Raw genomic sequence first — 19,218 nt, 5'->3', positions numbered from 1 at the left:
CGCAAACGGGCCGGGCCCGAGGTTCCGTGGAACCTCGGGCCCGGCCCGGAAAGCGCGGCTGCCGACCGCAAACGGCGGCGGCGCCTAGTTGTCGTCCTCGTCGATCAGAAAGCCCCGCATCGGCGACGGCGCCTGCATCGGCTGCGGCGCAGCCGGCCGCACTGGAGCCATCGGCTGGGTCATCGCCGGGGACATCTGCTGCTGGCCGCCGTACGACGGGCCCGCGCCCATCGGGGAGGGACCGCCCATGGGCGACGGGCCGCCCATCGAGGGGCCACCCATGGAGTGTCCCATCGCGCCGGCCGGAGCCATCGAGGGCGACGGCGCAGGCGGCAGCGCGGGACCGGCCGGGTTCCGCGGCGGGGCGAGCGAGTCGTCGGCCTGGGTCTCCAGCTGGCGCAGCTGCGACTCCAGGTAGGACTTCAGACGCGTACGGTACTCACGCTCGAAGCCCCGCAGGTCCTCGACCTTGCGCTCCAGCGTGGCGCGGGCGGACTCCAGGGAGCCCATCGCGACGCGGTGCTTCTCCTGCGCGTCCCGCTCCAGCGCGTCGGCCTTGGCGCGGGCGTCCCGCTCCAGGCCCTCGGCGCGCGACCGGGCCTCGCCGACGATCTTGTTGGCCTCGGAGCGGGCCTCCGCGATCGCCTGGTCGGCGGTCTGCTGCGCCAGCGACAGGACGCGGGCGGCGCTGTCGCCACCGGGGCCCTGCTGCGGGAGCTGCGGCTGCTGCATCTGCTGCATCGGCTGACCCATGGGCTGCATCTGCTGCCCCATCTGCTGCATCTGCTGGCCCATGGGCTGCATCTGCTGGCCGAGCGGGTTCTGGCCGCCCATGGACTGCTGCTGGCCCATGCCCTGCTGGCCCATGCCCTGCTGACCCATGCCCTGCTGACCCATGCCCTGCGGTCCGCCCATGGGGTGCTGCTGCATGGGGCCGCCCATGGGGCCGCCCATCGGGCCGGGGCCCTGCTGGCCCTGGCCGCCGGGGCCCGGCGGGAGCTGCGGCTGGCCGCCCGGAAGCTGCGGCGGGCCCATCTGCTGCTGCGGCGGGCCGGATATGGCCGCGGGCACGGGGGCGCCGGGGCCGCGCTGGTCCTGGGGTTCCGGCTTGCGCATGCCCTGCTGCTGCTGGTTCTGCGCGGCGGCACGCGTGGCGGCTGCCAGCTTGGCGCGCAGGTCCTCGTTCTCGCGCAGCAGGCGCGTCAGTTCGGACTCGACCTCGTCGAGGAAGGCATCGACCTCGTCCTCGTCATAGCCTTCTCGGAGGCGGACGGTCGTGAACTGCTTGTTCCGCACGTCCTCGGGAGTCAGCGGCATGTCTTCTTCACCTCTACGTAGTCGTCGGCAGTCGGCAAGACCGTATCGGGATCGTCCCCGCGCGCGCGGAGAAGTTCATCGTTCATACGCTTCTCGCAGCACCGCTGACGAGACTGATGAGGATGTAAACGATGATCATCAGAACGAAGAAGGACAGGTCGAGTGCCACGCCCCCGAGACGCAACGGCGGGATCATCCGCCGAAGAAGCTTGAGCGGTGGGTCGGTGACAGTGTAGGTGGCCTCCAGAACGACCACCATCGCCTTGCCGGGTGTCCATGAACGTGCGAACTGGAACACATAGTCCATGACCAGTCGGAAGATCAGCACGATGAGGAAGCACATCAGCGCGATGTAGACCACCTGTAGTGCGACGCCCATCCCGCGCTTCCCTCTCCCCGTTTCCCGCTCTGTTCCCGGCCCCGTATCTGACGGATCGGTCTAGCTTTGGTTGAAGAACCCGCCCTCCGCGATGCGAGCCTTGTCCTCCGCCGTGACATCGACGTTAGCAGGCGACAGCAGGAACACCTTCTGTGTCACGCGTTCAATGCTGCCGTGCAGACCGAAGACGAGACCGGCGGCGAAGTCCACGAGACGCTTCGCATCCGTGTCGTCCATCTCCGTGAGATTCATGATCACCGGAGTGCCCTCACGGAAGTGTTCCCCGATGGTACGGGCCTCGTTGTAGGTCCGGGGGTGCAGCGTCGTGATGCGGTACGGCTCCCGCTCGGAGACGACCTTGGGCATGATCACGGGGGCGTTCTTCTCCAGGTTCGTGCGATCAGGTGTGATGGATGCCACGGGGGCAATTCGCGCAGGACGTCCGTTTTCCACCGGAATTGGGATGGGCTCCCGCTGCGCCGGAGGCTGTACGGCTCGTACCGGTTCGTCCGAAATGGGCGATTGGTGCACGGGCTGCTGTCGGCGATCCCGCTCCCGAGCCCGTTCCATCTCCGGCTCGGGCTCGAACTCGTCGTCGGGGTCGTACCCCGGGTTGTCGTACCGGTCGTCCTCCACGAGGCCGAGGTAGACCGCCATCTTGCGCATCGCGCCGGCCATTCTCCGAGTCCTCCGCTCTGTGGTGGATCGCCCTGTCGCAGGTGCCGCCGTGTCACGAATGTCACCAACTGCCCGCGATCCACGTGGTCTGCCCGCTCATCGGCGGGAATGACCATATTTTCTGCTGTGGTCCGACTTTCTTCGCGACGTTACCCGAGCCGGGGTCTCGCGCCGAGTACCGCAGTGCCGACGCGTACATGTGTCGCACCGGCCGCAACGGCCTGTTCCAGGTCTGCGCTCATCCCGGCCGACACCATCGTGGCAGCAGGATGGTCCGCGCGCATGCGGGATGACAATTCCATCAACCGCTCGAAGGCGGCCTGTTCGCGTCCCGCGTAGGGGCCGGACAGCGGAGCGACGGTCATCAGTCCGTCGATCCGCAGCCCCGGTGCCGCGGCGACGAGGTCCGCCAACTCCGCGAGCTGCTCCGGCGCCGCGCCGCCGCGGGCGCCGCGCTCCCCCGACTCGGCGTCGAGGGCGATCTGCACGAGGCAGCCGAGCTCCCGGCCGGCGTTCGAGGCGGCGGCCGAGAGGGCGGTCACGAGCCTGGGGCGGTCGACCGACTGCACCACATGCGCGTATTCCGCCACGGAACGGACTTTGTTCGTCTGCAACTGGCCGACGAAGTGCCAGCTGAGCGGCAGATCCGCGCAGGCCGCGGCCTTGGGGGCGGCGTCCTGGTCGCGATTCTCCGCAACATGACGGACGCCCAGGTCCGCCAGCAGTCGTACGTCGCTCGCGGGATAGGTCTTGGTGACCACGATGAGCGTCACCTCGTCCCGCTCCCGGCCCGCCGCCGCGCACGCGGACGAGATGCGTTCCTCCACCCGCGCCAGGTTCTCGGCGAGCTCCGACTTACGATCCGTCATTCCGCTTTCCCCCCGGAAGACTCCGTCAACCAGACATATCCGGCGAGCCGCCCGGTCACCCGGTCTCGGCGGTACGAGAAGTGGTCCCGCGACTCCAGTGTGCAGACCGGGGAGCGGCGGCTGTTCACCACCCCCGCCTCCGCGAGCTGCGCGTGCACTCCGGCGACCACGTCCACGGCCGGTGTCCCCCAGCTGGTCTCGGCCCGGGCGGCGGGCACCACTTCGGCCACCGCCTCCCGCATCTCGGCGGGCACCTCGTAGCAGTGCCCGCAGACCGCGGGTCCGGTGACGGCGATGATCCGCCCTGGTTCGGCGCCGAGGGAGACCATCGCCTCCACGGCCGCGGGCACCACCCCGGCGACCAGTCCCGGCCGCCCGGCGTGGGCGGCCCCGGCGACCCCGGCGACGGGGTCCGCCAGCAGGACGGGCGTGCAGTCGGCGGTGAGCACCGCGAGGGCGAGCCCCCGACGTGCGGTCACCACCGCGTCCACCGCCGGGATCTGCTCGTCCGGGCCCCAGGGCCCGTCCACCACGGCGACGTCGCGGCCGTGCACCTGGTTCATCCAGACCACCCGGTCCGGAGCGAGCCCCAGGGACCCCGCGGCCCGCGCCCGGTTCGCGAGAACGGCGGCCGGGTCGTCTCCGACCGCGCCGCCGAGGTTGAGCTCTTCGTACGGAACGGCGCTCACCCCGCCCCACCTGTCGGTGAAGGCGAAGTGGGCGCCGCCCACGTGATGCTGCTCCGGTGTCACTTCAAGAAGTCCGGGACGTCCAGTTCCTCGGCCGGGCTGTCCTGGTACGGGCGGGCCGTGGGGACCTGCGGCGCGGGGGCCTGGGTCTCGACCGGGGCCGGCTCGACCGGAGCCGGGGGGTCCTCGCGCGGGGTGACCGAGCCGAGTCCGCCGAAGGCCGGGCGGGCCGGCTCGGCGGCGCGGACCGGAGCCGGGGCCGGCTCCTCGCGCTTGGTGGACGCCGCCCCGATGACGTTGTCCCTGCGGGCAGGCGGCTGCCCTCCGTCAAAACCCGCGGCGATCACCGTGACACGCACCTCGTCGCCGAGGGCGTCGTCGATGACGGCGCCGAAGATGATGTTCGCCTCGGGGTGCGCGGCCTCGCTCACCAGCTGCGCGGCCTCGTTGATCTCGAAGAGACCGAGGTCCGAGCCACCGGAGATGGAGAGCAGCACGCCGCGGGCGCCGTCGATGGACGCCTCCAGCAGCGGCGAGGAGATCGCCATCTCGGCCGCGGCCACCGCGCGGTCGTCGCCGCGGGCCGAGCCGATGCCCATCAGGGCCGAGCCGGCCTCGGACATCACGGACTTGACGTCGGCGAAGTCGAGGTTGATCAGACCCGGGGTGGTGATGAGATCGGTGATGCCCTGGACGCCGGAGAGCAGGACCTGGTCGGCCGACTTGAAGGCGTCGAGGACGCTGACCTGGCGGTCCGAGATGGACAGCAGTCGGTCGTTGGGGATGACGATGAGGGTGTCGACCTCTTCGCGGAGCTCGGCGATGCCGTCCTCCGCCTGGTTCGCGCGGCGCCGGCCCTCGAAGGTGAACGGCCGGGTGACCACACCGATCGTGAGGGCGCCCAGCGAGCGCGCGATGTTGGCGACGACGGGTGCGCCGCCGGTGCCGGTGCCGCCGCCTTCACCCGCGGTGACGAAGACCATGTCGGCCCCCTTGAGGACCTCCTCGATCTCCTCGCGGTGGTCCTCTGCCGCCTTGCGGCCGACGGCCGGGTTGGCGCCGGCGCCGAGGCCCCGGGTGAGTTCACGGCCGACGTCGAGCTTGACGTCGGCGTCGCTCATCAACAGCGCCTGGGCGTCCGTGTTGATGGCGATGAACTCGACGCCCTTGAGACCGACCTCGATCATTCGGTTGATGGCATTGACACCACCGCCGCCGACACCGATGACCTTGATGACTGCGAGGTAGTTCTGCGGTGCTGCCACGTCGAAGGCCTCTCGCCTCGAGTTACGTGTCGCCGCCTCGCGGGCCTGCGTTGCGACGACTGATGCCGAAATAGGGACGGTCCGAACGCGCCGACCCGAACCCTCACCCTGAAGTTTAGGGTTAGGGGTGTGTCTGTTCCTTGGACTCTTCCGAACAGGACACTAAGTCGACAAGTAGCGCGTGTTCAACGAACACGCCGAACCTCCCGTTTTTCTTTTCACCCTATGTGATCACCCGTATCGCTGGCCAACCAGGGTGCGTCGTTGTTCGACCGGGAGTCAACTCCCGGACACCGCAGGGGCGGTGGGAACGCTCACGTCGAAGTGACCGGCCTTCGGCGCGGCTTTCAGCAAAGCGGTCAGCGCACGCCCCTTCGCCTCGCTCTGTTCACCGCTCCCCCACGTCACGGAGCGGCCCCTCGTGAGCTCCAGGACCACGGAATCATAGGAACCCACCTTGACCTGCACGGTTTCCTTGGCGACCGGTTCCGGGAGGGCGCCCGCGACGAGGACGGCCTCGTGCAGCAGCCGTTCCTCGTCGAAGCGACGGGCGCTCGGGGATCGTGCGGCGTTCAATTCGAGGACCGGAACGCCCGCGGGTGCTTTCGGAACCGTGTCGAATCGCACACCCGATGCGTCCACTTCGACGAAGTTGGCGTCCTTTTTGATGAGCAGGACAGGTTTGCGTTCCGTCACTTTCAGCCCGATTCCATGCGGCCAGGCCCGCACCACATCGACCGAATCGATGCGGGGCAGCCGGCCGCGGACGCGGCTCTCGATCTCCTCGGTGTCCACGCTCACCAGGGGTGCGCCGAGGGGCACGGCCGCGGCCGAGAGGACCTGCTCGGGGGTGAGCACCTCCGTGCCGGTGGCGGTGACCTTCTCGACGCGGAGCCAGGAGGAGCCGTAGAGCACCCAGGTCCCGCCCGCGACGAGGAGCACCGCCGCGGCCAGGGAGGCCAGCACGGGGCCCCGGCGCAGGCGTGCGCCGGGGCCCTGCGGGCCGGATCCCTTCGCGGACTTGCCGGACTTGGGGGGCTTGGGTGGTGTGGGAGAGCCGGCGCCCTTGCGGGCGGGCCGGCCGGACCCGCCGGGACCAGGGGTCCCGCGCTGTGCGGTCGTCGCTCCGGCCACTCCTGTGCCTCCTGCGTCTGGGCTCCGCGTCAGCGGTTCCGGTGGGCTGCGATCGCCTCGTACACCATGCCGACCAGCAGCTCGTCGGCGTCGCGTCGGCCGAACTCACCGGCGGCGCGGGACATCTCGTACAGGCGGTGCGGGTCGGACAGCACCGGGAGGATCTGGCCGAGCACCCACTCGGGCGTCAGTTCCGCGTCGTCCACGAGGAGGCCGCCGCCGGCCTTGACCACCGGCTGGGCGTTGAGCCGCTGTTCGCCGTTGCCGATCGGCAGCGGGACGTAGGCGGCGGGGAGCCCGACGGCGGAGAGTTCGGCGACGGTCATCGCACCCGCGCGACACAGCATCATGTCGGCGGCGGCGTACGCGAGATCCATCCGGTCCACGTACGGTACCGGCACATAGGGCGGCATCCCGGGCATGTTGTCGACACGCGGCAGTTCGTTCTTCGGGCCGACGGCGTGCAGGATCTGGACGCCGGAGCGCTGCAGGGTCGGAGCGACCTGCTGGATCGTCTCGTTGAGGCGGCGGGCGCCCTGTGAGCCACCGGAGACCAGCAGCGTCGGCAGGTTGGGGTCCAGGCCGAAGGCGGCGCGCGCCTCCGGGCGGACCGCGGCCCGGTCGAGGGTGGAGATGGTGCGGCGCAGCGGGATGCCCACGTAGCGGGCGCCGCGCAGCTTGCTGTCGGGGGTGGAGACCGCGACGGCGTGCGCGTACCGGGAGCCGATCTTGTTGGCCAGTCCGGGCCGGGCGTTGGCCTCGTGGACGATGATCGGCACCCCGAGCCGCTTGGCCGCGAGGTAGCCGGGCAGGGCCACGTAGCCGCCGAAGCCGACGACGCAGTCGGCCTTGGTGCGGATGAGGATCTCCTCCGCGGCCTTGATGGTGCCGCGCAGCCGTCCGGGGACGGTGATCAGTTCCGGGGTCGGCTTGCGGGGCAGCGGCACGGCGGGGATCAGCCCGAGCTCGTAGCCGCGCTCCGGCACCAGGCGGGTCTCCAGCCCGCGCTCGGTGCCGAGGGCGGTGATGCCCACTGAAGGGTCCTGCCTGCGCAGGGCGTCCGCGAGGGCGAGCGCCGGCTCGATGTGGCCGGCGGTCCCCCCACCGGCGAGTACGACATGCACCGAAATTCACCGCTCTCCGGACGGACGCTTCTTGACGCGCCGTCTCATCGACTTCCATCTCACCCCGGTCCGCCACCAGCCGGTCTTCGGCTGTCGCATCGCGAGGGCCGCGCGCGCCGCCGGCTCCTCACGCGCGAAGGCGATGAGCAGTCCGACCGCGAACATGGTCGGCAGCAGGGCTGACCCTCCGTAGGAGAACAGCGGGAGCGGGACTCCGGCGATCGGCAGCAGACCGAGCACCGCACCGATGTTGATCACGGCCTGGGCCGTGATCCAGGTGGTCACGCCTCCCGCGGCAAACCGTACGAAGGAATCCTCCGTGCGTCCGGCCACGCGGATACCCGCATAGCCTAGAGCCGCGAACAGGGCGAGCACCGACAGCGTCCCCGCGAGACCCAGTTCCTCCCCGGTGATGGCGAAGATGAAGTCAGTGTGGGCTTCGGGTAGTTGCCCCCATTTTTCCACACTTGCACCCAGGCCTGAACCGAACCATCCGCCCGAGGCGAGGGCATAGATCCCGTGCACGGCCTGCCAGCAAAGGTCGTTCTTGCCCGGGTCTGTCGCACCGAGGCACTCCAGCCGGTCCATCCGGTGCGGACTGGTCTTGATGAGCAGGGCGACGATCGCACCCGCGAAGGCCAGCACCCCGACGAACATCCGGGTCGGGGCGCCCGCGAGCCAGAGCAGACCGAACAGGATGGCCCCGAGGATCATCGCGGTGCCCATGTCGCCGCCCAGCATGATCAGCCCGAGCAGCAGGAAGGCCACCGGGACCAGCGGCACCAGCAGGTGCTTCCACTGGCTGAGCAGCCCCTTGTCGCCCTTGCGCGCCAGCAGGTCGGCGCCCCACAGGATCAGTGCCAGCTTGCCGAACTCACTGGGCTGCAACATGAACGGACCGCCAAGGGAGATCCAATTCTGGTTGCCGTTGATCGAGACCCCTATCCCGGGGACCTGGACCAGGACCATCAGGAAGAGCGTGCCGGCGAGCACCGGATAGGACAGCGCCCGGTGCAGCTTGACGGGCATCCGGGAGGCGACCAGCAGCAGTCCGGTGCCGATGAGGGCCGCCAGGAACTGCTTCTTGAAGAAGTACGCGTCACCGAGGCCGAGCTGGAGGGCCTTGATCATGGAGGCCGAGTACACCATCACCAGGCCGAGCACGGTGATGAGCAGTGAACTGCCGAAAATCAGGTAATAGGCGGTGAGCGGGCGGTCCCAGGCCTTGCGCAACTGCCGCTGTGTACGCCGCAGCCCGGCCAGCGGCCCGCGCCCCGCGGGCCGCTTCACACGCACCAAGGGCCGTTTGCGGCCCTGCGCCTTCACGGCGGACGGCCGCCGCCCCGGCAGCATCTGCTTGGCCGGCATCTGTGATCTTCCCCTCCACTCGTACGAGGCGAGCAGCCGGCCGGCCGGAGGGAACCTGCCCCGGAGCCCCGGCCTAGACCGTGTCCGCGGCGCTCTCGGTGGCCAGTTCGCGCACCGCGTCGGCGAATGCGTCCCCACGCTTGTTGTAGTTCGCGAACATGTCCATCGAGGCACAGGCAGGTGCCAGCAGGACCGTGTCGCCGGGCTCGGCGAGCGCGGCCGCCTCCCGGACCGCTGCGAGCATCGCCCCAGTGTCGGTCCGGTCGAGGTCGACGACCGGGACCTCGGGGGCGTGTCGCGCCAGCGCCTCGGCGATCAGCGCCCGGTCGGCGCCGATCAGCACCACGCCGCGCAGCCGCTTCGCCGACTTCTGCACGAGCTCGTCGAAGGTCGCGCCCTTGGCGAGACCGCCGGCGATCCACACGACCGGCTCGAAGGCAGCCAGCGAGGCCTCGGCCGCGTGCGTGTTGGTGGCCTTGGAGTCGTCGACGTACGCGACCCCGCCGACCTCGTCCACGTGCGCGACCCGGTGGGCGTCGGGACGGAAGTTGCGCAGCCCGTCGCGAACCGCGCGCGGCTCCACGCCGAAGGCGCGGGCCAGGGCCGCCGCGGCGAGCGCGTTGGCGATGTTGTGCGGGGCGGGCGGGTTGACGTCCTTGACCTCGGCGAGCTCCTGGGCGTTCTTCTGCCGGTTCTCGACGAACGCGCGGTCGACGAGGATGCCGTCGACGACGCCGAGCATGGAGGGGCCGGGGGCGCCGAGGGTGAAGCCGATCGCCCGGCAGCCCTCTTCGACGTCCGCCTCGACGACCAGGGCCTCGGTGGCGGGGTCGGCGACGTTGTAGACGCAGGCCACCGTGTTGCCCTCGTAGATCCGGCCCTTGTCGGCGGCGTACGCCTGCATCGAGCCGTGCCAGTCGAGGTGGTCCGGGGCCAGGTTGAGGACGGCGCCCGAGTGGACGCGCAGCGAGGGCGCCCAGTGCAGCTGGTAGCTGGAGAGTTCGACGGCGAGCACGTCGTACTGCTGCTCGCCGAGCACCACGTCGATGATGGGCGTGCCGATGTTGCCGACGGCGGCGGTGCGCAGCCCGGCGGCCTTCAGGATCGACGCCAGCATCTGGGTGGTGGTGGTCTTGCCGTTCGTCCCGGTGATGGCGAGCCAGGGGGCGGCGTTCTCGCCGCGCAGCAGCCAGGCGATCTCGACGTCGCCGACGACGTCCACACCCGCGGCGGCGGCGGCCGCGAACAGCGGGCTGTCGGGCTTCCAGCCGGGCGAGGTGACGACCAGTTCGGTGCCGTCGGGGAGGGTCTCGGCGTCCGCGAGGCGTACGGAGATCCCCAGCTCGCCCAGTTCGGCGGCGCGGGCGCGGTGGCCCTCGCCGTCGCCGCCGTCGACGACGGTCACGACGGCGCCGAGGCCGGCCAGGGCGCGGGCGGCACTGATGCCACTCACGCCGAGACCGGCCACGGTGATGTTCTTGTCCTGCCAGGACGTCACTTGTCGGCTGCCCATCCCGCGTAGAAGAGACCGAGACCCACGATCACGCACATGCCCTGGATGATCCAGAAGCGGACCACCACAAGGACTTCGGACCACCCCTTGAGTTCGAAGTGGTGCTGCAGCGGGGCCATCCGGAAGACGCGCTTCCCGGTCATCTTGAACGAGCCGACCTGGATGACGACCGACATGGTGATGAGGACGAAGAGGCCGCCGAGCAGGGCGATCAGGAACTCCGTGCGGGAGCAGATCGCGAGACCGGCGAGCGCGCCGCCGAGGGCCAGCGAGCCGGTGTCACCCATGAAGATCTTGGCGGGCGAGGTGTTCCACCACAGGAAGCCGAAGCAGGCGCCCATCAGGGCGGAGGCGACCACGGCGAGGTCCAGCGGGTCGCGCACCTCGAAGCAGGCGTTCGGGCTCGGCAGGGTCTGCGCGTTGACGCAGGACTCCTGGAACTGCCAGACGCCGATGAAGGTGTAGGCGCCGAAGACCATCACGGCGGCGCCGGTGGCGAGGCCGTCCAGACCGTCGGTCAGGTTCACGCCGTTGGACATGGCCAGGATCATGAACAGCGCCCAGACGACGAACAGCACCGGGCCGATCGACCAGCCGAAGTCCGTCACGAACGACAGCTTGGTGGAGGCCGGGGTCAGTCCGCGCGAGTCCTTGAACTGCAGTGCGAGCACCGCGAAGGTGATGCCGACGATCAGCTGGCCGGACATCTTGGCCTTGGCCCGCAGACCGAGCGAACGGCGCTTGACGATCTTGATGTAGTCGTCGAGGTAACCGACCACGCCCATGCCCGCCATCAGGAAGAGCACGAGCAGGCCCGAGAAGCTCACCGCCTCACCGGTGATGACCTTCGTCAGGGCGTACGCGACGAGCGTGGCCAGGATGAAGGAGATGCCGCCCATGGTGGGCGTGCCCTTCTTCCCGGCGTGGCCGCGCGGGCCGTCGTCGCGGATGAACTGGCCGTAGCCCTTCCGGGCCAGCAGCTTGATCAGCAGCGGGGTCCCGACAACGGTGAGGAACATGCCGATGACACCGGCGAACAGGATCTGCCTCATCGGCCGGGGACCTCGCCCTCGACAGTGCCCTCGAGCAGGGCCTGGGCCACCCGCTCCAGACCGGCCGACCTGGAAGCCTTCACCAGCACGACGTCACCCGGGCGCAGTTCACTGCGCAACAGGTCGACCGCCGCCTGCGCGTCGGACACGAGCACCGACTCCTCACCCCACGAACCCTCGTTATATGCGCCCAGTTGCAGCCAGGAGGCTTCCCTGCCCCCGACTGCGACGAGCTTGCTCACGTTGAGCCGGACGACAAGTCGCCCGACCGCGTCGTGCTCGGCGAGCGCGTCGTCCCCCAGCTCGGCCATCGGACCGAGCACCGCCCACGTGCGTCCCCCGTTCGCCCTGCCGGCACCGCCCATCGCGGCGAGCGCGCGCAGTGCGGCCCGCATGGACTCGGGATTCGCGTTGTAGGCGTCGTTGACGATCGTCACACCGTCCGCGCGCTCGGTGACCTCCATCCGCCACCGGGACAGCGTGCCCGCCCCGGAGAGCGCGATGGCGATCTCCTCGACGGACATGCCCAGTACATGGGCAACGGCGGCCGCGGCGAGCGCGTTCGACACGTGGTGCTCACCGTACAGCCGCAAGGTCACGTCGCTGCACCCGGTCGGTGTTCGCAATGTGAAGGAAGCCTGTCCCCTGTCCGTCATGCGGACTTCGGTGGCCCGGATGTCGGCGTCCTCGGCCTCACCGAACAGCACCGTACGGGCCTTCGTGCGCCCGGCCATGGCACGGACCAGCAGGTCGTCCGCGTTGAGGACGGCGACACCGCCCTCCGCCTCGGCCGGCAGCGCCTCGACCAGCTCCCCCTTGGCCTGGGCGATCTGCTCCCGGCCGCCGAACTCGCCGATGTGCGCGGTGCCGACGTTGAGGACCAGGCCGATCCGCGGGGGCGTCAGACCGGTGAGGTAGCGGATGTGCCCGATGCCGCGGGCGCCCATCTCCAGGACCAGGTGCTGCGTCTCCTCGGTGACGCGCAGCGTCGTGATCGGCAGGCCGATCTCGTTGTTCAGGTTCCCGGGGGTCCACACGGTCGGCGCGTGGTGCTGGAGCACCTGCGCGATCAGGTCCTTGGTGGAGGTCTTGCCGGCGGATCCGGTGAGGGCGACGACGTCCGTGCCCAGGCGGGCGACGACGGCCCGGGCGAGCGCCCCGAGGGCGGCCACCACGTCGGGCACGACGATCGCCGGCACGCCCACGGGCCGGGTCGCGAGGACGCCCACGGCGCCGGCGGCCAGCGCGCGCTCGGCGTAGTCGTGGCCGTCGACCCGCTCGCCGACGAAGGCGGCGAACAGGCTGCCCGGCCGGACCTCCCGGGAGTCGTAGACGACGGGACCGGTGACCTGGACGGACGGATCCGGTATGTCGTGGGGCCGCCCGCCGGTGATGTCGGCGATCTCGGCGAGGGAAAGGGCGATCACTGGTTCACCTCGGCCTGTCGGACCGTAGTCGTCTGATCGGGCACGGCCGCCTGGTCGAGCACGCTCTGGTGCTCGATCGCGGCGCGGAGCACGGTGCGGTCGTCGAAGGGCCGTACGACACCGGCGGTGTCCTGGCCCTGCTCGTGGCCCTTGCCCGCCACCAGCACGGTGTCGCCGGGCCGGGCGCGCGCGACGGCCGCGGCGATGGCCGCGGCCCTGTCGGCGTCGACCAGGACGGTGCCCCGCTCGGCGGGCGGTACGGACACGGCGCCTTCGAACATCGCGGCGAGGATCGCGAGCGGGTCCTCGGAGCGCGGGTTGTCGGAGGTCAGGACGGCCACGTCGGCGTACCGCGCGGCGGCGGCGCCCATCGGGGAGCGCTTGGTGGTGTCGCGGTCGCCGCCGCAGCCGAGCACGATGTGCAGCTTGCCCTCGGTGACCTCGCGCAGGGCGCGCAGGACCGATTCCACGGCGTCCGTCTTGTGCGCGTAGTCGACGACGGCGAGGTACGGCTGTCCCGCGTCCACCCGCTCCAGCCGGCCGGGCACCCCGGGGACCGCGGCGACGCCGTCGGCGGCGGTCTGCGGGTCGAGGCCGGCGGCGGCGAGGGTGACGATCGCGGCGACGGTGTTGGCCACGTTGAACGGGCCGGGCAGCGGCGCGGTCGCCCGTACGCGCTGTCCTTCGGGGCCCAGCAGGGTCAGGGTGGAGCTCGCCGGCCCGAACACCACGTCCTCGGCGCGCCAGTCGGCGGCCGGGTCGCCGGCGGCGGAGAAGGAGACGACCGGGATCGTCGCCTCCTTGGCCAGGCGGCGGCCGTACTCGTCGTCGAAGTTGACCACGCCCAGGCGGGCCCGGCGGGCGGTGAAGAGCCCGGCCTTCGCCTGGAAGTAGTCCTCCATGTCGGAGTGGAACTCCATGTGTTCCGGGCTCAGGTTGTTGAAGACGGCGACGTCGAAGACGCAGCCGTCGACGCGGCCGAGCACCAGGGCGTGGCTGGAGACCTCCATCGCCACGGCCTCGACGCCGCGTTCGCGCATGACCGCGAAGAGGGCCTGGAGGTCGGTGGCCTCGGGGGTGGTCCGCTCGGACTTGATGCGCTCGTCGCCGATGCGCATCTCGACGGTGCCGACCAGTCCGGTGCTGCGGCCCGCCGCGCGCAGGCCGCCTTCGACGAGGTACGCCGTGGTGGTCTTGCCGGAGGTGCCGGTGATGCCGATCTGGAGCAGGTCCTCGCCGGGGCGTCCGTAGATCGCGGCGGCGAGCTCTCCCATCCGGCCGCGCGGGTCGGCGACCGTGAGGACCGGCAGGCCGGTCGCGGCGGCGCGTTCGGCCCCCGCGGGGTCGGTCAGCACGGCGGCGGCGCCGAGGCCGGCGGCCTGGGCCGCGAAGTCGGCGCCGTGCGTCCTGGCTCCGGGCAGGGCCGCATACAGGTCTCCGGGGCGGACCGCACGCGAGTCGTGCGTGATCCCGGTGATCTGCGTCGCGGCGGGCGCCGGGATGCCCAGCAGGGTGGCCAGCTCGCCCAGCGGGGTCGGGCGGGCGGAGGCGGGCCTGGGCGCTCCCGGCGGCGCTGCCGGGGCGTCTTTCCGGGTGGTTCTGGGCTGATCAGCGTGGGGCACGGCGGTGAGCGTACCGGGCGCGGCGGGCCGGTCGCGAAGCGAGGGCCCGGCCTCGGCGTCGGCAACCGGCTGGTTCCCGGGTTTCGGGGTGATCGTTGTCACTGATGGTGCCTCACGCTTTTCTGGCGGGCCGACCGGGCTGTGGGTCACTGACCGGGCTGCGGACTGGGCTGCGGGGCGGGCTGCTGAGCGGGCTGCGGGCCGGGTTCGTAGGTGACCGGCAGTCCGGCGGGGGCGGTTCCGGTGGGGGCGACCTGAAGGGTCTTGAGGGCGAACTCCATGACCTTCTTGTAGATGGGGCCACAGATCTGGCCGCCGAAGTAGCTGCCCTTCGTCGGGTTCTGGATGGCGCAGTAGACGGTGATCCGCGGGTTGTCCGCGGGTGCGAAACCGGCGAAGGAGGCGGTGTAGCCCTTGTACCGGCCGGTGGCCGGATCCACCCGGTTGGAGGTGCCGGTCTTGCCGCCGACCCGGTAGCCGGGGATCTTCGCCTTGGTGCCGGTGCCCTCCTGGTCGTCGACGACGGATTCGAGCATCGCGGCGAGGGTCTTGGCGGTCTCCTGGCTGATCACTCGGTGCTGCTCGGGGGCCGGGGCCGGGGTGAGGCGGCCGTCGGGTCCCTTGGTGCCGCGCACCAGGGTCGGCTCGATGCGGACCCCGTCGTTGGCGATGGTCGAGTACACGGAGGCCGCCTGCATGGCGTTGAGGGACAGGCCCTGGCCGAAAGGAATCGTGTACTGCTGCGACGTGGACCAGTCCTCGGGCTTGGCGAGGATGCCGCGGGACTCGCCGGGGTAGTCCAGCCCGGTGGGCCGGCCGATGCCGAACTTGCTCAGGTAGGAGTGCAGGACCTTGTTGGACTCGGGCTGGGTGGGCCCGAGCTGGCCGGTGGCCAGGATGGTGCCGATGTTGGAGGACTTGGCGAGGACCCCGTTGAGGGTCAGGTACCAGGTCGGGTGGTCGATGTCGTCCTTGAACAGCCGGTCGCCGCGGTGCAGCCGGTTGGGGACCTCGACGCGGGTCTCGGGCGTGGCCTTCTTCTCCTCCAGCACGGCGGCCATCGACATCACCTTGGCGGTGGAGCCGGGCTCGTACACGTCCTGGAGCGCGGCGTTGCCCATGGCTGCGGAGCTGGCCCGGGTCAGGTCGTTGGGGTCGAAGCCGGGGGCGTTGGCCATGGCCAGTACCTCGCCGGTGCGGGTGTCCTGGACGATGACGTAGCCGCGGTCGGCCTCGGACTTCTGGACCTGCTCGGCGATGGCGCTCTGGGCCGCCCACTGGATGTCCCGGTCGATGGTCAGCACGATGTCCTCGCCGGGGACGGCGGGCTTCTCGCTGGAGCCGGCCGTGGGGACCTTGCGGCCGCCGGACTGGGCGTAGGTGATCTCGCCGTCCTTCCCGGACAGCTTCTTGTCGAGGGAGGACTCCAGACCGCCGCCGCCCTTGCCGTCGGCGTTGACGTAACCCAGTATCCCGGCGGCGAGGTCGCCGTTCGGGTACACGCGCTTGCTGCTGTCCTCCTTGAACACGCCGGCGAGGACGTTGGCTCCGGGGCCGTTGTTCTTCTTGTCGGCCGCCGCCTTGTCCCGGAAGACCCGCTGGAGGTCCTTGATCTGGTTCCAGACCTGCGGGGTCTGGCGCTGGGCGAGGATCACGTACCGGGTGTTCCTGGTGCTCAGCTTGGCGGCGAGCTCCTTGGCGTCCTTGCCGAGGATGGGCGCGAGGAGGGCGGCGGCCTGCGCCGGGGCGTCCGGGGCCTTGCTCTCCTGCGGCGTGAACATCTTCGGGTCGGCGGTGATGTCGTACGCGTCGACGCTGGTGGCGAGGGCCACGCCGCGGCGGTCGGTGATCTCGCCGCGCTCGGCGGCCAGCTTGACGCTGGTGTAGCGGTTCTTGGAGGCCTCGGCGGAGAAGGTCGAGGCGTCGACGGCCTGCACCTGGAGCAGCCGGACGACGAAGGCGAGCATGACGAGGGTCAGGCCCACGCCGACGAGGCGCAGCCGGGGGCGCGGGCTGCCGAGCCGGATGGTGTGGGGCCGTCTCGCTGCCGCGGGCCGCCGGGTCGCGGGGCGCGAGGCCGGGCGGGCCGTCGCCCGCGCCCGGTCCCCGGGCCTCGGCCGGCCCGGCCCGGGCACCCGCCGCCGCGGCGGCTCCTGCGGGCTCACGAGGCCACCCCGTTCCTGGGGCTCCGCCCCGGACCCCGCTCCTCAATCGCCGGCGGGGCTGAAAGATCCGGGGCTCCGCCCCGGACCCCGCTCCTCAAACGCCGGAGGGGCTGAATGTGCCCGGCGAGGCTGAATCCTTCAGCCCGTCCGGCGTTTCCCGCACGGGTCCGCTTCACGACGTCACCTTCCGGGGGTCTGGCTGGGCTGCTGCGAGGGCTGGGCCGCGGGCGGGGCCGCCGGGGCCGGGGAGGCCGGCGGGGCCGGCGGCGGGGTGGGGGTCGGGGAGGCCTCGGCCGGGGTGGCGGTGCCGGCGACCTTGCCGTCCGGGCCGATGAAGACGGGGCTGCCGCCCGGGACCAGGCCGAGCTCCTGCGCCCGCCGCTGCAGCGCGTCGGGGGCCGAGTAGGCGTCCACGTCCCGCTGCAGCGCCTGTTCCTCGTCGGTGAGGGCGGTGGTCTCCTTCTTCAGCCTGGTCAGCTGGAAGGAGCCCTCGTTCAGCGCCGAGTTGAGCAGCAGCAGGCTGATCAGGCCGCCGCCGAGCAGCGCCACGACCAGCAGGACGAACGGCATCCGCGCGGCCTGCCCGCCGGGGCGGGGGCGGGGGCGGGCCGGGCGGCCGCCGAGCGCCCGGCCGAGCCGGGCCGCCTGCCCCCGGGTCAGCGTGGCGACCTTCCCGGCCTTGGTCACAGCAGCGCCTCCCGGATGCGTTCGACCCCGCGGAACCTCGCCGGGGCGGCCCGCCGGTTCTCGGCGATCTCCTCCTCGGTCGGCAGTTCCGCTCCGCGCGTGAGCAGTTTCAGCTTCGGCTGGTACTTCTCGGGGACCACCGGCAGGCCGGGCGGGGCCGTGGAGGTGGCTCCTGCCGCGAAGACCTGCTTGACCAGGCGGTCCTCCAGCGAGTGGTACGAGAGCACCGCGATCCGGCCGCCGACCGCGATCCGGTCCACGGCCGCCGGGATCGCCTGCTCCAGGCCCGAGAGCTCGCCGTTGACCTCGATGCGCAGCGCCTGGAAGGTCCGCTTCGCCGGGTTGCCGCCGGTGCGCTTGGCGGCCTGCGGCAGGGAGTCGCGGATCAGTTCCACGAGCCGGGCGCTGTTGGTGAAGGGCTCCTTGGCCCGTTCCCGGACGACCGCGGACACGATCCGCTTGGCCTGCTTCTCCTCGCCGTACTGGCGCAGGATCCGGACGAGCTCGCCCGGCGCGTAGGTGTTCAGGACCTCGGCGGCGCTGATGCCCGTCGTCTGGTCCATGCGCATGTCCAGCGGCGCGTCCTGCGCGTACGCGAACCCGCGGTCGGCCTCGTCCAGCTGCATGGAGGAGACGCCCAGGTCGAAGAGGATGCCCTGGACGGCCGGGATGCCGAGCCCGTCGAGGACCTCGGCGAGGTCGGCGTAGATCGCGTGGACGAGGGTGGCCCGGTCGCCGAAGGGCGCGAGGCGTTCGCCGGAGAGCCGCAGGGCCTCCTTGTCGCGGTCGAGGCCGATCAGGTGGGCCTCGGGGAACCGGGTCAGCAGGGCCTCGCTGTGGCCGCCGAGGCCGAGGGTGCAGTCGACGACGACGGCCCCGGGCCTCTCCAGCGCCGGGGCCAACAGGTCCAGGCACCGCTGGAGCATCACCGGGACATGTCGGGACTCGCTAGTCAAAGCGCCCTCTCAGATAACGGCGCGGCAGGCATACGCCGCGCCGCGCACGCGGAGTGTTACCAGGGGGCCGGGCGGCCGGTCAGGGCCGGGCTCCGGCCGGTTCGCGTCACTTTAGTGCAACGGTCGCCGCGGTCAACGAACCGCCCCGCGCGCCGTCCACGCCTCTCGGACCGAACCGGCAAAAGCCGCGAATCACCCATACGGCCACCTCGGACCCACCCCTGTGGGTTAGCTCACAACAAGGCTCGTTGACGTTCTTTGTCCCACCTCACGCAAGGCCTTTACCGGCCGTGACCACTAACGTCGTACCCATGACGACTTCCGCATCCCTGCCTGCAGAGTCCGCGTCCGAGGCGCCCGTCGGCGGATCCGTCACCGACCGGCTGGTCGAGGCGAACCGGCACTACGCGGCACAGTTCACCGACCCCGGGATGGACGCCCGCCCCGTGCTCCACGTGGCCGTCGTGGCCTGCATGGACGCCCGTCTCGACCTGCACAAGGCGCTCGGCCTGGAGCTCGGCGACTGTCACACGATCCGCAACGCGGGCGGCGTGGTCACCGACGACACCATCCGCTCGCTCACCATCAGCCAGCGGGCGCTGGGCACCCGCACGGTGATACTCATCCACCACACCGGCTGTGGCCTCGAACGTCTGACCGAGGACTTCCGCCACGAGCTGGAGGACGAGGTCGGCCAGCGTCCCGCCTGGGCCGTCGAGGCCTTCCGGGACGTGGACCAGGACGTCCGCCAGTCCATGCAGCGGGTTCGCACCAACCCGTTCCTGCCCCACAAGGACGATGTGCGAGGCTTCGTCTTCGACGTGCACACCGGGCTCCTGCGGGAGATCGATCCCAGCTCTTGAGTGACACAAGGCCGTAACGCCGTCAAGAATGCGGGGTGACACCACCCGGGATCCCCCCGGGACCGGTGTCCGTGTTTCGGGGTGGGCCGGTTCATGCGCCAACGGCGTCG

17 protein-coding genes are annotated in these 19,218 nt (G+C 71.1%); 1 reads left to right on the top strand and 16 read right to left on the bottom strand.

Annotated features, from left to right (window positions below; genetic code table 11):
• Positions 1-84: 84 nt before the first annotated feature.
• From ACFYZ4_RS07625 to rsmH, 16 genes are all read right to left on the bottom strand, one after another.
• On the bottom strand, positions 85-1,317 hold the full coding sequence (locus ACFYZ4_RS07625; RefSeq protein WP_351301655.1) for a DivIVA domain-containing protein: 1,233 nt from the start codon (positions 1,315-1,317) through the stop codon (positions 85-87).
• 82 nt (positions 1,318-1,399) lie between these two features.
• Entirely contained in the window at positions 1,400-1,696 is a 297-nt protein-coding gene (locus ACFYZ4_RS07620) for a YggT family protein (RefSeq protein ID WP_351597629.1), read from the bottom strand.
• A 60-nt stretch (positions 1,697-1,756) separates the two neighbouring features.
• Positions 1,757-2,374: a cell division protein SepF gene (locus ACFYZ4_RS07615; protein ID WP_030707332.1), complete on the bottom strand. Its 618-nt coding sequence runs from the start codon at positions 2,372-2,374 to the stop codon at positions 1,757-1,759.
• A gap of 149 nt (positions 2,375-2,523) precedes the next feature.
• Complete coding sequence (locus tag ACFYZ4_RS07610) at positions 2,524-3,243, bottom strand: YggS family pyridoxal phosphate-dependent enzyme (protein WP_351301661.1); 720 nt, start codon at positions 3,241-3,243, stop codon at positions 2,524-2,526.
• Positions 3,240-3,995: a peptidoglycan editing factor PgeF gene (gene pgeF / locus ACFYZ4_RS07605; protein ID WP_390783325.1), complete on the bottom strand. Its 756-nt coding sequence runs from the start codon at positions 3,993-3,995 to the stop codon at positions 3,240-3,242. Before pgeF ends, ACFYZ4_RS07610 begins: the two co-directional genes overlap by 4 nt.
• The gene (gene ftsZ / locus ACFYZ4_RS07600) at positions 3,992-5,197 is read right to left on the bottom strand and encodes a cell division protein FtsZ (RefSeq protein WP_351301667.1); all 1,206 of its coding nucleotides are present in this window, start codon (positions 5,195-5,197) and stop codon (positions 3,992-3,994) included. Before ftsZ ends, pgeF begins: the two co-directional genes overlap by 4 nt.
• A gap of 279 nt (positions 5,198-5,476) precedes the next feature.
• Complete coding sequence (locus tag ACFYZ4_RS07595) at positions 5,477-6,331, bottom strand: cell division protein FtsQ/DivIB (protein ID WP_390783324.1); 855 nt, start codon at positions 6,329-6,331, stop codon at positions 5,477-5,479.
• Positions 6,332-6,360: 29 nt separating this feature from the next.
• A complete protein-coding gene (gene murG, locus ACFYZ4_RS07590; RefSeq protein ID WP_351301669.1) occupies positions 6,361-7,455 on the bottom strand; it encodes an undecaprenyldiphospho-muramoylpentapeptide beta-N-acetylglucosaminyltransferase in 1,095 nt (364 codons plus the stop codon).
• A gap of 6 nt (positions 7,456-7,461) precedes the next feature.
• Entirely contained in the window at positions 7,462-8,823 is a 1,362-nt protein-coding gene (ftsW, locus tag ACFYZ4_RS07585) for a putative lipid II flippase FtsW (RefSeq protein WP_351301672.1), read from the bottom strand.
• Positions 8,824-8,896: 73 nt separating this feature from the next.
• Positions 8,897-10,336 carry a UDP-N-acetylmuramoyl-L-alanine--D-glutamate ligase gene (gene murD / locus ACFYZ4_RS07580; protein WP_351301674.1) on the bottom strand — a complete coding sequence of 480 codons (1,440 nt, stop codon included), beginning with the start codon at positions 10,334-10,336 and terminating at the stop codon, positions 8,897-8,899.
• Positions 10,318-11,388 carry a phospho-N-acetylmuramoyl-pentapeptide-transferase gene (gene mraY, locus ACFYZ4_RS07575; RefSeq protein WP_351301677.1) on the bottom strand — a complete coding sequence of 357 codons (1,071 nt, stop codon included), beginning with the start codon at positions 11,386-11,388 and terminating at the stop codon, positions 10,318-10,320. Before mraY ends, murD begins: the two co-directional genes overlap by 19 nt.
• Complete coding sequence (gene murF / locus ACFYZ4_RS07570; RefSeq protein ID WP_351301680.1) at positions 11,385-12,815, bottom strand: UDP-N-acetylmuramoyl-tripeptide--D-alanyl-D-alanine ligase; 1,431 nt, start codon at positions 12,813-12,815, stop codon at positions 11,385-11,387. The genes mraY and murF overlap by 4 nt, the downstream gene beginning before the upstream one ends.
• On the bottom strand, positions 12,812-14,539 hold the full coding sequence (locus tag ACFYZ4_RS07565) for a UDP-N-acetylmuramoyl-L-alanyl-D-glutamate--2,6-diaminopimelate ligase (protein ID WP_351301683.1): 1,728 nt from the start codon (positions 14,537-14,539) through the stop codon (positions 12,812-12,814). Before ACFYZ4_RS07565 ends, murF begins: the two co-directional genes overlap by 4 nt.
• A gap of 44 nt (positions 14,540-14,583) precedes the next feature.
• A complete protein-coding gene (locus ACFYZ4_RS07560) occupies positions 14,584-16,602 on the bottom strand; it encodes a penicillin-binding protein 2 (protein WP_351301686.1) in 2,019 nt (672 codons plus the stop codon).
• Positions 16,603-16,782: 180 nt separating this feature from the next.
• Positions 16,783-17,289, bottom strand: coding sequence for a hypothetical protein (locus tag ACFYZ4_RS07555; protein WP_351303988.1), 507 nt, complete (start codon positions 17,287-17,289; stop codon positions 16,783-16,785).
• The gene (gene rsmH / locus ACFYZ4_RS07550) at positions 17,286-18,215 is read right to left on the bottom strand and encodes a 16S rRNA (cytosine(1402)-N(4))-methyltransferase RsmH (protein ID WP_390783323.1); all 930 of its coding nucleotides are present in this window, start codon (positions 18,213-18,215) and stop codon (positions 17,286-17,288) included. Before rsmH ends, ACFYZ4_RS07555 begins: the two co-directional genes overlap by 4 nt.
• Before the next feature lie 341 nt (positions 18,216-18,556).
• Between rsmH and ACFYZ4_RS07545 the strand changes: the two genes are divergently transcribed.
• On the top strand, positions 18,557-19,108 hold the full coding sequence (locus ACFYZ4_RS07545) for a carbonic anhydrase (RefSeq protein ID WP_351303994.1): 552 nt from the start codon (positions 18,557-18,559) through the stop codon (positions 19,106-19,108).
• Positions 19,109-19,218 lie beyond the last annotated feature (110 nt).

The organism is Streptomyces sp. NPDC001513 (genome assembly GCF_042894695.1).
Lineage (GTDB): Bacteria > Actinomycetota > Actinomycetes > Streptomycetales > Streptomycetaceae > Streptomyces.
This window is presented reverse-complemented; position numbering and strand designations above follow the sequence as displayed.

Excerpts from the sequence above, each read along its gene's own strand:
- ACFYZ4_RS07625 (WP_351301655.1), bottom strand. The coding sequence starts at position 1,317 with ATGCCGCTGACTCCCGAGGACGTGCGGAACAAGCAGTTCACGACCGTC.
- ACFYZ4_RS07620 (WP_351597629.1), bottom strand. The coding sequence starts at position 1,696 with ATGGGCGTCGCACTACAGGTGGTCTACATCGCGCTGATGTGCTTCCTC.
- ACFYZ4_RS07615 (WP_030707332.1), bottom strand. The coding sequence starts at position 2,374 with ATGGCCGGCGCGATGCGCAAGATGGCGGTCTACCTCGGCCTCGTGGAG.
- ACFYZ4_RS07610 (WP_351301661.1), bottom strand. The coding sequence starts at position 3,243 with ATGACGGATCGTAAGTCGGAGCTCGCCGAGAACCTGGCGCGGGTGGAG.
- ftsW (WP_351301672.1), bottom strand. The coding sequence starts at position 8,823 with ATGCCGGCCAAGCAGATGCTGCCGGGGCGGCGGCCGTCCGCCGTGAAG.
- murD (WP_351301674.1), bottom strand. The coding sequence starts at position 10,336 with ATGGGCAGCCGACAAGTGACGTCCTGGCAGGACAAGAACATCACCGTG.
- mraY (WP_351301677.1), bottom strand. The coding sequence starts at position 11,388 with ATGAGGCAGATCCTGTTCGCCGGTGTCATCGGCATGTTCCTCACCGTT.
- rsmH (WP_390783323.1), bottom strand. The coding sequence starts at position 18,215 with ATGCTCCAGCGGTGCCTGGACCTGTTGGCCCCGGCGCTGGAGAGGCCC.
- ACFYZ4_RS07545 (WP_351303994.1), top strand. The coding sequence starts at position 18,557 with ATGACGACTTCCGCATCCCTGCCTGCAGAGTCCGCGTCCGAGGCGCCC.